The 13284-nt window shown below is 40.5% G+C and carries 18 protein-coding genes; 2 read left to right on the top strand and 16 right to left on the bottom strand.

The genetic code is table 11. From position 1 onward, the window contains the following. A partial coding sequence (locus QM928_RS06360) for an IS3 family transposase (protein ID WP_414267217.1) occupies window positions 1-96 on the top strand: 96 nt, incomplete at its 5' end. Between the two features lies 1 nt (window position 97). On the opposite strand, the gene QM928_RS06355 is transcribed toward QM928_RS06360, so the two are convergent. Beyond that, a complete protein-coding gene (locus tag QM928_RS06355; RefSeq protein WP_414294755.1) occupies window positions 98-463 on the bottom strand; it encodes a helix-turn-helix domain-containing protein in 366 nt (121 codons plus the stop codon). A 131-nt stretch (window positions 464-594) separates the two neighbouring features. Here QM928_RS06355 and QM928_RS06350 point away from each other — a divergent pair, with 131 nt between their 5' ends. Beyond that, entirely contained in the window at window positions 595-1164 is a 570-nt protein-coding gene (locus QM928_RS06350) for an MptD family putative ECF transporter S component (RefSeq protein ID WP_281335248.1), read from the top strand. 194 nt (window positions 1165-1358) lie between these two features. On the opposite strand, the gene QM928_RS06345 is transcribed toward QM928_RS06350, so the two are convergent. The 15 genes from QM928_RS06345 to QM928_RS06275 all read right to left on the bottom strand — a co-directional run bounded on the left by QM928_RS06345 (window position 1359) and on the right by QM928_RS06275 (window position 13142). Next, entirely contained in the window at window positions 1359-2051 is a 693-nt protein-coding gene (locus tag QM928_RS06345) for a methionine ABC transporter permease (protein WP_004250431.1), read from the bottom strand. Between the two features lies 1 nt (window position 2052). Further along, window positions 2053-3114, bottom strand: coding sequence for a methionine ABC transporter ATP-binding protein (locus tag QM928_RS06340; RefSeq protein ID WP_075232311.1), 1062 nt, complete (start codon window positions 3112-3114; stop codon window positions 2053-2055). After that, entirely contained in the window at window positions 3107-4480 is a 1374-nt protein-coding gene (locus QM928_RS06335) for a M20 family metallopeptidase (protein WP_414294756.1), read from the bottom strand. The genes QM928_RS06340 and QM928_RS06335 overlap by 8 nt, the downstream gene beginning before the upstream one ends. 121 nt (window positions 4481-4601) lie before the next feature. Beyond that, the gene (locus tag QM928_RS06330; protein ID WP_000694516.1) at window positions 4602-5456 is read right to left on the bottom strand and encodes a MetQ/NlpA family ABC transporter substrate-binding protein; all 855 of its coding nucleotides are present in this window, start codon (window positions 5454-5456) and stop codon (window positions 4602-4604) included. A gap of 153 nt (window positions 5457-5609) precedes the next feature. After that, complete coding sequence (locus tag QM928_RS06325) at window positions 5610-6440, bottom strand: amino acid ABC transporter substrate-binding protein (protein ID WP_414294757.1); 831 nt, start codon at window positions 6438-6440, stop codon at window positions 5610-5612. 102 nt (window positions 6441-6542) lie between these two features. Then, on the bottom strand, window positions 6543-6866 hold the full coding sequence (locus QM928_RS06320; RefSeq protein ID WP_414294758.1) for an AzlD domain-containing protein: 324 nt from the start codon (window positions 6864-6866) through the stop codon (window positions 6543-6545). After that, the gene (locus QM928_RS06315) at window positions 6856-7551 is read right to left on the bottom strand and encodes an AzlC family ABC transporter permease (protein WP_414294759.1); all 696 of its coding nucleotides are present in this window, start codon (window positions 7549-7551) and stop codon (window positions 6856-6858) included. The genes QM928_RS06320 and QM928_RS06315 overlap by 11 nt, the downstream gene beginning before the upstream one ends. Window positions 7552-7712: 161 nt before the next feature. Beyond that, the gene (locus QM928_RS06310; protein WP_414294760.1) at window positions 7713-8387 is read right to left on the bottom strand and encodes a lysostaphin resistance A-like protein; all 675 of its coding nucleotides are present in this window, start codon (window positions 8385-8387) and stop codon (window positions 7713-7715) included. Window positions 8388-8507: 120 nt separating this feature from the next. Beyond that, window positions 8508-9176 carry a lysostaphin resistance A-like protein gene (locus tag QM928_RS06305; protein ID WP_414294761.1) on the bottom strand — a complete coding sequence of 223 codons (669 nt, stop codon included), beginning with the start codon at window positions 9174-9176 and terminating at the stop codon, window positions 8508-8510. Between the two features lie 67 nt (window positions 9177-9243). Beyond that, window positions 9244-9450, bottom strand: a complete 207-nt coding sequence (locus QM928_RS06300; RefSeq protein ID WP_281335558.1) for a peptide pheromone VP1 — start codon at window positions 9448-9450, stop codon at window positions 9244-9246. Window positions 9451-9732: 282 nt separating this feature from the next. After that, window positions 9733-10596, bottom strand: coding sequence for an XRE/MutR family transcriptional regulator (locus tag QM928_RS06295; protein ID WP_414294762.1), 864 nt, complete (start codon window positions 10594-10596; stop codon window positions 9733-9735). 111 nt (window positions 10597-10707) lie between these two features. After that, entirely contained in the window at window positions 10708-11718 is a 1011-nt protein-coding gene (gene tsaD / locus QM928_RS06290) for a tRNA (adenosine(37)-N6)-threonylcarbamoyltransferase complex transferase subunit TsaD (protein ID WP_375555428.1), read from the bottom strand. Further along, window positions 11708-12145, bottom strand: a complete 438-nt coding sequence (rimI, locus tag QM928_RS06285) for a ribosomal protein S18-alanine N-acetyltransferase (RefSeq protein WP_414294763.1) — start codon at window positions 12143-12145, stop codon at window positions 11708-11710. The genes tsaD and rimI overlap by 11 nt, the downstream gene beginning before the upstream one ends. After that, window positions 12142-12825, bottom strand: coding sequence for a tRNA (adenosine(37)-N6)-threonylcarbamoyltransferase complex dimerization subunit type 1 TsaB (tsaB, locus tag QM928_RS06280; protein ID WP_414294764.1), 684 nt, complete (start codon window positions 12823-12825; stop codon window positions 12142-12144). Before tsaB ends, rimI begins: the two co-directional genes overlap by 4 nt. Before the next feature lie 110 nt (window positions 12826-12935). Next, window positions 12936-13142 carry a hypothetical protein gene (locus tag QM928_RS06275; RefSeq protein WP_153224604.1) on the bottom strand — a complete coding sequence of 69 codons (207 nt, stop codon included), beginning with the start codon at window positions 13140-13142 and terminating at the stop codon, window positions 12936-12938. Between the last annotated feature and the right edge of the window lie 142 nt (window positions 13143-13284).

Raw genomic sequence — 13284 nt, 5'->3', positions numbered from 1 at the left:
ATTGTAGACTATATTGATTACTACAACAACAAACGAATTAAGGTAAAACTAAAAGGACTTAGTCCTGTACAATACAGAATTAAATCCTTTGCTTAAATTAATTGTCTAACTTTTTGGGGTCAGTACAGTGTTGCTGTCTATCTTTTGAAAAAGGAAGTTGTTGATACTCTCTCTGGTAGAGAGTGCGCAAGGATGTCAAATCTTGAGGGTCAATAGCCTCAACTATTCTGTTTCTAAATTCAGAATAGGCATCCTGATGAAAACCTCTCGCCAAAAATAACAATTCTTCCATACTCGCATGAATATTCTCCAAAGCTGCGATTAACTTTGGAGCAGATATTTCACTCTGACCATTTTCAAAACGCGACAATAAGGATGCTGAAAAGCGTCCACCTGTTGCTTTTCTCAAGGAAATTTTTCTTGATTCTCGTAACTCTTTAAAAACTTTTCCTAAATTCTTCATCCTCTTACCACTCGTCTTTTATTTTTTCCTATTTTACCACATTTCCTAATAAATACTAGTTCCAAACCAGCATTTACAATCTGCCACAGGCATGATACAATGAATAACATCAGATATACGAAGGAGAACTTATGAAAAAGAATATCTTGACGACCCTTGTAGCTGCCCTTGTCTACTTTCTCTGTATCGGAGTGGGTGTTCTACTAGGAAACCTTGTCGACCACACTGGAAATATGTTTTACGCCCCTGCCTTTTCTGCTCTTGTGGGTGGTAGCGTCTATATGATCCTTTTAGCAAAGGTTCCTCGTTTTGGAGCGATTACTACGATTGGACTTGTAATCTCTCTATTTTTCCTCGGGAGCAAGCATGGTGCTGGAGCCTTTCTGCCAGGAATTATCTGCGGTCTTGCAGCAGATGGCATCGCTCATCTTGGCCACTACAAAGATAAGGTTAAAAACCTTCTTTCCTTCCTAGTTTTTGCCTTTGGTACTACTGGTCCCATCCTACTCATGTGGTTGACCCCTCAAGCCTATATCGCAACTCTAGTCGCTCGTGGAAAATCTCAGGACTATATTGACCGCATCATGGTCGCGCCTAACCCTTGTACTATCCTTCTCTTTGTAGCAAGCGTCCTTATCGGTGCTTTACTTGGCGCCCTTATTGGACAAGCGCTGAGTAAGAAGTTTGCAGACAAAATGTGATAGAAAAAGAGCCACACGGCTCTCAGTAGGTAGACAAACCCTTTCGGTAATTTTACTACATCTTGAAAACTCTTAGAAATGCTGATACATGCTATTTTTAAGAGTTTTTTTATTTTCTCTAATAAAAGAAAAAGATTGAAGAAAATTATCCACAACGGACTTTTTCTTCAATCTGAGAGCCACTTGGCTCTTTTTTATTTATGACTTAATTTCTTGGTCAAGAAGTCGCCCAAGAACTGAATTGTAAAGATAATCAGGATAATGATGAGAGTCGCAAGGACTGTTACATCATGATTGAAACGGTTAAATCCATAAGCGATAGCTACGTTACCGATACCACCTGCTCCGACCGCTCCCGCCATAGCTGTTTCACCGACAAGGGAAATCAAGGTTACAGTTGTCACACGGATCAAGTCTGGTAGACCTTCTGATAGGTAAACACCCACGATGTCCCAGAAAGTAGCTCCACTGGCTTGAGCTGCCTCGATGACACCGCCATCTAGCTCAGCCAATACCACCTGTACTTGACGGGCAAAGAAGGCAAAGACTGCAAAAGATAGGGGTACAATAGCCGCATTTGGTCCGATACTTGTCCCTACGATTAGATGAGAGAAGGGTGACAAGACAGCCAAGAGAATGATGAATGGCACTGCACGGAAGATTGACGTGATCTTGTCTAAAATCCAGAAAACAACTTTATTTTCCAAGACACCACCTGGAGCTGTCAAGACAAGGAAAAGCCCTGCAACCAGCCCTAGGAAACCTCCGATGATGAAGGAAAGAACCGTCATATAAAGTGTCAAGTAGATTGCTGTTCCCCAGCCAGCCTGACCAGACCAACCCATCTTGTAGACGTTTGGTAAGTATGCTTTAATCAATTCTGCCATCTTACTGTCCTCCCTTCAATACTTTTAGTTGCACACCAGCTTGACGGATAGCATCTTGAGCGTTTGCCAAGGCTTCTTTTTCCCCTGACAAGACAACCACAAGTTCACCCACAGGAGTACCATCCAAAATTTCAATGTTCCCATAGAGAATATTGGCTGTTACTTGGTAATGTTTGTACAATTCATTCAAAAGTGGCTCATCTGTAGAAGCTCCTGCATACTTGAGTTGTACCAAAATGCTGTTTTCAGATAAGTGCTCTACGATTTCCTGTTTCTCAATCTTGACCATAGCTTCATCGATACCTGTCGCAGTCGAGATAAAGTCCTGAGTCAATGGTTGCTTAGGATCAGAGAAGATTTCAAGAACGCTACCTTCTTCAATCAATCGACCATCCTGCATCACTGCTACACGGTTAGCAATATCTTTGACAATCTGCATCTCGTGTGTAATCAAAACAATGGTCAAACCTAGTTTACGGTTCAATTCTTGCAAGAGTGACAAGATTTGTTTCGTTGTCTTTGGATCCAGAGCTGAAGTTGACTCGTCTGAAATCAAGATTTTTGGATCATTGGCCAAGGCACGCGCAATAGCCACACGTTGTTTTTGACCACCAGATAATTGTGAAGGATAGTTTTCGGCACGATCTGCAAGACCAACTAAGTCCAACAACTTAGCTACTTTAGCCTTCTTTTCTTCCTTGCTGAGGCCAGAGTGTTTGAGGGCAAAGGCTACGTTTTCCTCTGCTGTTTTCTGGCTCATGAGGTTGAAGTGTTGGAAAATCATCCCAATATCTTGACGTTTATGTCGTAATTGCTCAGCAGTTAAGGTAACCTTGCCATCAAAAATTACATCATTATCTACAGTAATTCGACCTGCAGATGGTTTTTGCAAGAGGTTAATCACACGAACTAGGGTTGATTTCCCTGCTCCAGAATATCCAACGATTCCGTAGATATCCCCTTCTTGGATGTGAATAGTCACATCCTTGACCGCTGTGATGGTTCTTTTCTTTTGGTGAAAAGTCACATCGATCTGATCTAACTTGATAATATCTCTACTCATAGCTTTTAATCAGCTCCTCTACTAATTCAATATGGGTGTAATAATCGGCGATTCGTACATTCTCGTCTCCACCATGGTCTCGGCTATTAGCATTTCCTAGACCAAAGGCCACCATGGGTACCTCTAAGGCATCGAATACCGTATGCATAGGACCTGTCCCTGCAGTTGTTGGCAAGACAGATACGCCCTGTGGATAGAATTTCTTGGCTAACTCAATAACATTGAGAATAGATGGTGCACTCATATCACTTCGATAACTCATCTCACCCAAGGTATAGTATAATTCTACCTTATCAAAGCCGTTTTTGTCTAGTTGTTTCCGGATTTTATCCAAAACATCATGTGGTTCCAAGCCTGGAACCAATCGAACTTCTAGCTTAGCACTGGCTTCTGCAGGTAATATCGTTTTAACCCCTTGTCCTTGATAACCTGACTGAATCCCTTCGATATTAAGGGCTGGTTCAAAAAAGAAACGTTTTAGAAAGGCTGCACGATCTTCTTGTAAAAGAGGCAATTCCAAACCATAAATCTGGCTGATTTCCCCTGGATTTCGTTGGGCATAGGTATCCACCAAGGCTAACTCGCGTTCATTGGGCTCTTGTACATCATCGTACAAACCTTCTATCAAAATACGGCCATCAGCAGCGCGAAGACTGGTCAAGGCTTGTATCAGGTACCAGGGAGCAGACTCTATGACTCCTCCATAGCTAGAATGAATATCCACATCAGCACTCTTAACCTTAGCATCAAAGGTCACAATTCCCTTATTACCACCTGAGATTTCTAATTGCTCCAAGGCATTTTTGGTTCCCTGTTCCCAGACTAACAAGTCAGCGCCTCGCAACTTATCTGCATGCTTTTCTAGGTATTTGTCCAAGTCAACAGAGGCTGACTCCTCTGCCCCTTCCATGATAAAGCTGATGTTAACAGGGAGATCGTCATGATGCTGCATGTATTTTCTCAGCGCACTGAGTCGTGCAGTGATATGCCCCTTGTCATCATCGACTCCTCGTCCGTACATAATACCATCGCGAACAGAAAGCGTAAAAGGATCCTCAGTCCACACTTGGTCACCATCAGCTGGTACCGTATCATAGTGGTTGTAGAAAATGATAGTCTTGGCATTTGGTCGTGAACTTTTGAAATGTGCCATCACAAAAGGTGCTGTGTAGCTCTCATCAATCTCAACTTCAGCCCCTACACGCTTGAAAATCTCTCCCAGATAACGAGCCACTTCCTTGAGTCCGACTTGCTGGGCAAAAACAGATTTTTTAGAAATCAGGGTACGCAAAACTTCAAAGTAATGCTGGGCTACATGATCCTTTTCAAATTTTTCAATCTGTTCTTGTTCGCTAGGGAAAACCATTTTATCTCTACCTTTCTACTAGGACTTGTACCTTTGAAATCAATACAAGTGGATGTTCCTTTTCTTTAGGCTCTATATAAAAGCAAGAGGTGGAAAAATCTCTCCCACCTCCCTGTGTTTATTACCAAACTGGTTGATCCAAGCCGTCTGAAGTTTCTTCGATAACTTTTTTCACTTCATCAGTATGGTAAGCTGCGATAATTTTCTTGATTGCATCAGCTTTAGGTGATGATTCCCAATCTTTTTTCGCAACGATGATGTTGTACCATTGTTTTGAGTTTTCGTCAGCTTGCTCTTTAAAGAGTGCTTTCTTGTAGTCCAATTTTGCTTCTGTAACAAAAGTGTTGTTTACAACTGCTGCATCAACTGAAGTCAATGAACGAGCTGTTTGGCTAGCGTCCAACTCAGTAATTTTCAAGTTCTTTGGATTTTCTTTGATGTTTGCGATTGTAGCAAGTTCAGTTCCTGAAACATCCAATTTAATCAAACCAGCTGATTGAAGAAGGTAAAGGGCACGGCTTTCGTTAGTAGCATCGTTCGGAATTGCGATTTCACCGTTATTTGGGATTTCTTCCACTTTAGTGTACTTGTTTTCTTCACCGTTTTTACCTGAGTAAAGGCGAATTGGTGAGATATACGTATCTGCAATCGCTACAAGGTCTTTACCGTTTTCTTTGTTCCAGTTGTTCAAGAAGTTGTAGTGTTGGAAAGCGTTCAAATCTACTTCACCATCAGCAGTTGCTTTATTTGGTTGTGAGTAGTCTGTAAACTCTGTGAATTCCAATTTAATTCCGTCTTTTTCAACCAATTCTTGGACTTTGTCCCAGCGTGCTTCTTCTGAACCGCTACGGTTAACAGTTGCGATTTTAACTGTAGTTGTATTGTCTGCTTTCTTGTCTGAATTTCCGCAAGCTGCAAGTGCAAGGCCTGCTACTGTAGCGATAGCTGCTACGCCTAACCATTTTTTAATTTTCATGATTCATTCTCCTTTAAAAATAATACTGTAATAGTATCTCACACTTTATTTGATTTCGCAAATTGTTATTAGATAGGCAGACATATAGTTTTAAACTATACGTCTAAAAGTTACAAAATCATCCACCTACGAGAGAATGGATGATTTACAAACTTATTTGATGTCAGCTTCTGCGGGGAGGTAAGAACCACCAAAGAACTGTTGAGATAATTTTTCAAGAGTTCCGTCTTTGTAGAGTTCTTGGATACGTTTGTCTACAAATGTTTTCAACTCATCTTGACCTTTAGCAAGAAGTGGGTAAACGTAAGGTTGTTGGTCGCTTGGAAGTTCGATAACTTTCAAGTTGTCCAAACCTTGGTTTTTGATAACTGTTTCAACACCGATTTTATCAAAAATCTTGTAGTCAAATTGACCATCGCTCAAACGTACCATGATTTGTTGGAAATCTGCCTTAGTATAGTTCAGGATAGTTGGGTTATCTGCGTGTTGTTTGTTATATTCTTCCAACTGTTTAGCTGATGTAGTAGCTTGAACAATCTCTGTCGATTTTCCACCGATATCATCGAGCGACTTGATACTAGAGTCATCTTTCTTCACGACAAGGACATTAGGATTTTGGGCAATTGGTGCGGCATAGAGGTATTTCTCCGCACGTTCTTTAGTGTAACTAAGATTATTAACAGCCATATGGTAGCGATCAGCGTCAAGTCCTGCAAAGACACCTGACCACTCTGTCTTTTCAAACTTGACATCATACTTGTCAGAGTCTTTAAAGATAGCGCGAACAACTTCAATCTCGTAACCAGTCAATTCGCCATTTTCTTCATAGATAAATGGTTTTGGTGAGCCATTGGTTGCAACGATAATTTCTTTCTTGCTAGCCGCTTCTCCTTCTTTCTTAGCACCACCTGAGCAAGCTGCTAGAACACCTGCAGCAACAAGCCCTAGGGCAGCAAGAGATGAGTATTTAACGATTTTTTTCATGTCATTTCCTCCAAAATAGAATACCTTATAATCTTAACAGAAAAAGTCCATTTGCGCCATTATATGATATCTATCTCTGTGATAGGTTTTCTTTATGGCTGATTAAAAGACCAAACGTAGGACTGCTATCAAGACTACTCCAAAGAGAACAGTCCCAACCAGATTACGGTAACGAAAGGCTACAAAAGCCGTTGGAAAGACTGCTAAAAAGTCTAACCACTTTATCTGCGGAAGGCTTCCAACTTTTCCTGTCACCACACTTGAAAGAATCAAGGCAAAGATAATAGAAACTGGTAGAAATTTCAAAAAGTGCTCTACGATAGGCGGCAAACCCTTGTACTTGGCTAGGATAAAAGGAATCATTCTTGGAATCCAAGTCACCAAGCCAGAAAAGACAATTGCTAATAAAATATACTTACTGACCATCCAAGACCACCCCCATGGTACAACCTAGCAAGGTCGCAAACAGAACAGCTAATGACTGAGACACCACCGTCAAGAGCAAAAAGAAAGATACAGCTACAACTGCTAAAATTATGAAGAGATTGCGCAAAGGAATCCGTTTTTGCATAATCTGAAACTGGGAAGTAAAAATCCCAATAAACATCCCCACTAGGGCAAAATCTAAGCCAAAAATTTCTGGATTTGGTAGAAGTCCACCTAGAGCAGTTCCGACAACAGTTCCGACAAACCAAGCCACATAGCTGTTAAGGTTGTTCCCGTGCATCCACATAGGATTGACCTTATCCGTATGCACCAACTCGCCCATCAAAACGCCATAGGTCTCATCAGTCAAGAGGCTGGACATGCCGATATTGTGCCAGAGACTGGTATGACGAAAATAGGTCGATGCATGCAAACTGAGCAAGAAGAGACGCAGATTAATCAAAAAGACCGTCATCGCAATAGCAGCTACTGGAGCTTTAACTGCAATCAAAGCTATCATGGCAAACTGAGCACTCCCAGCATAAACAAAGAGACTCATCAGGCCCATTTCTACTGGTGTCACATAGGGCGAACCGATAATGCCACAAGCAAGACCGATGCTAACATAGCCCAGAGCTGTCGGCACCGCAGCCTGCACACCCTCCCAAAATCCTTTTTCTTTCATAGACTTCCTCACTAATCATTCCTTCAGCGACTGCTTTCCAAACAATCACAGCAAAAATTATTATAACATATTCGTAAAATAGAAAAAAGTCTGCTGACTGACAAGAACAAAAAAAGACTGGGAGGCCAGTCTTATGATACAACTTATAAACTATTTTAGATTTAATACCCAAATACCAATAAACTAAGAACGATTAAAAATGTATTCCACAAGATATGAAGAACCATTGGCCAATAAACTGAACGAGTATAACGAAATAGCATAGAAAGTATCAGACCTGCTCCCGCATAAACGATGAAATCTGTTAACACCCAGCCATACTGTAAAACATGGATAAGACTAAAGAGTGTGGAGGAAACGACGACATCAACATAATACTTTTTAAATTTGGACAATGCCGTCATCAGAAGCCCACGAAAAACTAACTCTTCAACGATAGGAGCAATGAGACTGCCATAGAGAATGCGCATAATAAAGTAACTAATTCCTGTCAAATTAGCAGCTTCTTTCATCATTTCGCTCCCATTTTGCGTGCTAGGAAAAATCAGAGTCGTTATATTTACCCACACAAACATCAGTATAAAGAAAAGAAAGAAGACACCCAGATAAGCCCAACGGAACTGGAAGCGACCGCATTCTTTCCAACCTTGACTCTTTACAAGAACCACTGTAGCAGCAATCCCCTCAAGAGCTATCAATAAAATTTGTAAGCCATAAAATTCAAAATCTGATAATTGGTCAACAAATTCTAACCTTGCTACACAATTAAAAATTAAGTAATAGGTGACTATTATCAAAACAGTTGACAAGTAGAATTTCTTATCTTTCTTTTTCATCGTTGATCCTTTTAAATTTTAGTTACACCATCTTCCAGCTAAACGTACCCAAATCCCTTTTATCCAATCAGAAGCACCACGATTAGGACTCATCCCTTTATTTACAATTCTCAAAATCCACTAAAATAACAAAGGCAGAATTTGAGCAATGGCATTATTAACTATATGCAGTCCAATAGGCCAATAAATAGACTTTGTCACTCTAAAAAAGACTGCCATTATTAGACCACCACCCATATATACGAAAAAGTCTGTCAAAACCCAACCATGACTACTGATATGCAAGATTCCAAATAAAGCAGCCGAACCAAGCATATCCAGTCCCCACTTCTTCCCTTTTTCCAGAGCTGTCATCACCAATCCACGATAGATCATCTCTTCAAAAATGGGACCTGCAATCACTGGATAGAAAAAATACATCAAAAATGCAGTAGGACCTGTAAAAGTAGGAAGATCCAGTTGATAAGAAATTGCATTTTGGGTAGGCGGGAAAATAAAAAATGTAACGAAATTCCAAACAAAAAAAGCTAGAAGAGCTAAAAAGAAATAGAAAAGATAGGACACCTTAAATTTTCTGCTATTGATTTGTTGCCATTTTCCTGACCAAATCATGGCAACAAGAGCAAGCAAAACTACAAGAAAATTCAACATCATATCCGAAAAATAATAGCCAAAATCAGATAGACCAGCAGCCAAGTCGCTGTGTAAAACCAGACGGATGAAGAACTGGTCCGCAATGATAAGTAGAATAGCTACAAACAAGTAGTAGCGTGAGATGATCTTTTTCATTCTTTTTTCTCCTATACTATGGAATGAAGAAAGCCCCTACCCAAGAAAAAGGCAAGGGCATTATATATTAATAATAACGACGGCGGTCAGGATCAGAATCAGGCTTAAAGTTAAAATTTTTCTTCCAGAAATTAGTGATTGACCAAGGTGTTCCTAGGCCTCCCCATCCTACTCCAATTCCACTGCCTGGGTTAACCACAGTGTTTCCTCCTCTAACATCTTGCAACTCAGCTTCTGTCAATTCCATTGTTTCTGCAAATTGTAAATTCAACATCATTTACACTCCCTTAATTATTTTATTTGTAAACCACTTCTGCGACCTAGGATTTGCTTCAGGTGCTTTACAAGAACAGTATAGCACGGAAAGTAGGCAATTTTATAAAATCGCATATTTGATATTTTTTCTGATGAAAATTTCACATTTGCGATTTTTATGGATTTGACTTTTTCACTGATATAATGTAGTTACCATTATGTAGGAGGACATGAAATGAAGAAACAAATCATAACATTATTGACAATCGTTGCTGAGATTATTATCTTTTTGCATCTTTAACTAATCAATAAGGTCTTTGTATTGCTGTAAGCGTAATTCAAAAAGGGCTGTTAATTGTGGATTTTCTAATATTTTCAGAGATTGGATAAAGTGTTCAATCTCTTTTTGATTGCTTCCCTTGGTTTGAAGGAAAACACTCAATTTCTTTAAAAATTGCCATGATACTTTCTCAAAAACATCATACGGATGGAGCATACTCTCCAACTCAGATTCAAAGATTGGGATGTAAGAGAAAAGTTTGCGCTCCATAAGCTCTGAGATAATATTTAGAAAGCCACTTTTCATATATAATCTATTGTGTGCCAATTCTTTAAATTCCTTGGATTTTTCGAGTAAGGAGGTTGATAAAAAGATTAAATCTTGATTGCTCAAAAAAGGCATGGTATTGCAAAAAATATAGAGTTCAAACCATGTCCAAGACTCGATAGCATAGAGATAGGTGGTTAAAAACTCGCTATCCTCCTCTGCTAGCGGATATCTTTTATCTAGTGAATGGATAGCATCTTTAATCACAATAGAGTTCAAACGACGATAGGTCTGCGCCATCTGTTCTTGCTCAATTTCTTTCAACAATTGCTCTAAACCAGCTATATCTTGATGGGCAAAACGATCCACAATCCTTCTACCAAATCGCATATGTGGAGATTCTTGGTAGTTGTTGAGCTTATGACCAAACTCATCAAAGGTCACATTTATCCCTTGGATAGCTAGGATCAACTTATCCGCAGACAGCATGGACTGCCCTAGTTCGAACTTGGATAGCTGAGAGGCTGTTAGTCCACCACAAGCCACATCTGACTGCTTGAGCTTTCTCGCCAGGCGCAATTCCTTGTAAAATTCTCCTAATTCCTGTTTTTCAATCATAGGCAAGCTCCCTTTTTAAAATTCCCTTTACTATTCTATTCGTAAAAACTTTTTACTTTTTTAACATATTATAAAATATTTTAGCAAAAAAGCCAGCTTCAAGCTGACTTTTCATTCTATAGTATCAAAAGCGAGGCTAGGTTTGGCATTTAGCTCCAATCCTGCAAAGTTTTCTTTGTTCCACTCGCTGACGCTTGCGTAGGCAATCATGCCTGCATTGTCCCCGCAAAGACGCAGAGGTGGAATGATAACCTTGACGTCAGTGATTTCAGCTGCCAAGCGTTCTCTTAATCCTTTGTTAGCTGCTACACCACCAGCTACAACGAGGGTTTTAACAGGGTATTTCTCTAAGGCTTTTTTAGTTTTTGCCATGAGAATGTCCATAACTGCAGCTTGGAAAGAAGCAGATAGGTCTTCCTTGGATAAGCTTTCTCCCTTTTGCTCGGCATTGTGGTGAAGATTGATAAAGGCAGACTTCAAACCTGAGAATGAGAACTCCAGATTATCCTCCTTAATCATGGCACGAGGGAAATCATACACATCCTGCCCCTGATGAGCAAGTTCATCGATCTCACGACCTGCTGGATAGGTCAAGCCCATGACACGTCCGACCTTATCATAGGCTTCACCAACCGCATCATCACGAGTTTCACCAACAATCTTATAATCACCAGCCTCAGAAACATAGACCAACTCTGTGTGCCCACCACTGACTAATAGAGCTAGTAAGGGGAATTCCAAAGGCTCCACACTTTGAGCTGCCATGAGGTGGCCAGCCATGTGGTTAACGGGAATCAGCGGAAGTCCATGTGCCCAAGCAAATGCCTTGGCAGCTGACAAACCAACAAGCAAGGCTCCGACCAAGCCTGGTCCATAAGTAACCGCAACAGCTGTTACATCTTCTTCTGTAATCCCTGCTTCTGCCAGCGCCTCCTCAATACAGGCTGTAATAACCTCAACATGGTGACGACTAGCCACTTCTGGCACTACACCACCAAAACGTTTGTGACTCTCAATTTGACTAGCAATGACATTGGATAAGAGCTCGTCGTCGTTTTTCAATACGGCGACACTGGTTTCATCGCAAGATGTCTCAAATGCTAAAATATATCTATCCTTCATCTATTTCTCTCTTCATGATAATGGCGTCCTCGACTGGATCATGGTAGTAGGACTTTCTATCAGCGATGACTGCCATTCTTTCTTTCTTATAAAATGCCTGTGCTCGTTGATTTGACTTTCTGACTTCGAGGAAAATCTCCTTATCTGTCGGTAATTGAGCAAATAAGGTTGACGCAATTCCCTGACCCTGATAGGTTCCTTTGACAGCGATTTGCAGGACTTCTGCTTCAAATAAATTTTCCTGAACAGCTAGAAAACCTATCACTTCCACCCCATCGTAAGCCAGAGCATACCAAGTCTGGTCTTGGGACAGGTCTGCTTGGATTTGTTCCAACGTCCAAGGACTGACTGAATAAACAGCTGCCATGACAGCGTAGATGGCTTGAGCCACGTCAGGTTGCTGTTGGATTCGTTTAATCTCTATCATAGGCGTTTAATGTAAGACTCGCCAGACTCAGTGTGATTCTTGAGCCAGTTTTCCTCAGCTTCGACACGCTTAAGGTAATTCGGCACAAAATCGTGCAAGGAGTCTGCTTCCTTGTTCCAAGCCAAAAGAGCTAGATTAGCTGCGTTTGGTAAGGTTTCTAGATAGTTGGCTTGTGGCAATTGTTCTTGGATTTGATCTACAAAGGCTCCAACTTCTCCAACAAAGGTTACCTGATCAGCATCTTTGACTTGCTCCAAAACTTCTGCAAAAGACAAATGCGCTTCAGGAAAGACCAAATGGGCATTTTCATAAAATCCTGCATAAACATTGTTACGACGCGCATCCATCAAAGGAACAACCAAACCTTCCTGTTGACTCGGTACCAGAGCTAAAAGACTTGACATGCCAACTAACTCGATTTTTAGAGTATGAGCCAAGGTCTTGGCAGTTGCTACCGCAATTCGCAAACCTGTGTAGCTACCTGGCCCCTCTGCTACAACGATTCGATCCAAATCTTTGGGCGTCAAATCTAGACTAGCTATCAAAAAATCGATGGCTGGCATAAGGGTAATACTGTGATTTTTTTTGATATTGATTGTCGTCTCGGCAAGAAGCTGCTTGTCCTCTAAAATAGCAAGAGAAAGAGCCTTGCTAGACGTATCAAATGCTAATACTTTCATAACACATTCCTATCTTTTTGTCTGTTTACTATTATACTACAAAAGCCGACACATGGGAATTTTCTTTATTTTGAAACAAAAATATCCTGCCAAACAGACAGGACAAGTACTTAAGCATTCAAACCAAAGTAAAATACAAGCCAGACCACATAGGTTACAAGAAGGAGGAAAATGGAATACAGTGTTACAAAGAGAATTTTCCAGTGTATAGCTGTTTTTCTATGTTCCAGCCGAACAAATACTAAATTGCCACCGTAAACACAGGCAACAAAAACAGCAAATACCAAGAGACGAATCGTGATAGCTAGTTGAAACATAGAGAGCCTCCTTTCTCTAATTCTAAAGGCAAATATTTCAAAATCATCATCTAACGAAAAGGAGCCCAAGTAGTTGTAGCAATATGCATAATTTCCATCCAAATAGGTGAAACACAAAATTAAGCATAGCTAGTCCTCCTTA

The sequence above is a fragment of the Streptococcus infantis genome (assembly GCF_047460405.1).
GTDB classification, from domain to species: domain Bacteria; phylum Bacillota; class Bacilli; order Lactobacillales; family Streptococcaceae; genus Streptococcus; species Streptococcus infantis_Q.
The sequence above is the reverse complement of the archived record's forward strand: the minus strand, read 5'-3'. Positions and strand labels throughout refer to the sequence as shown.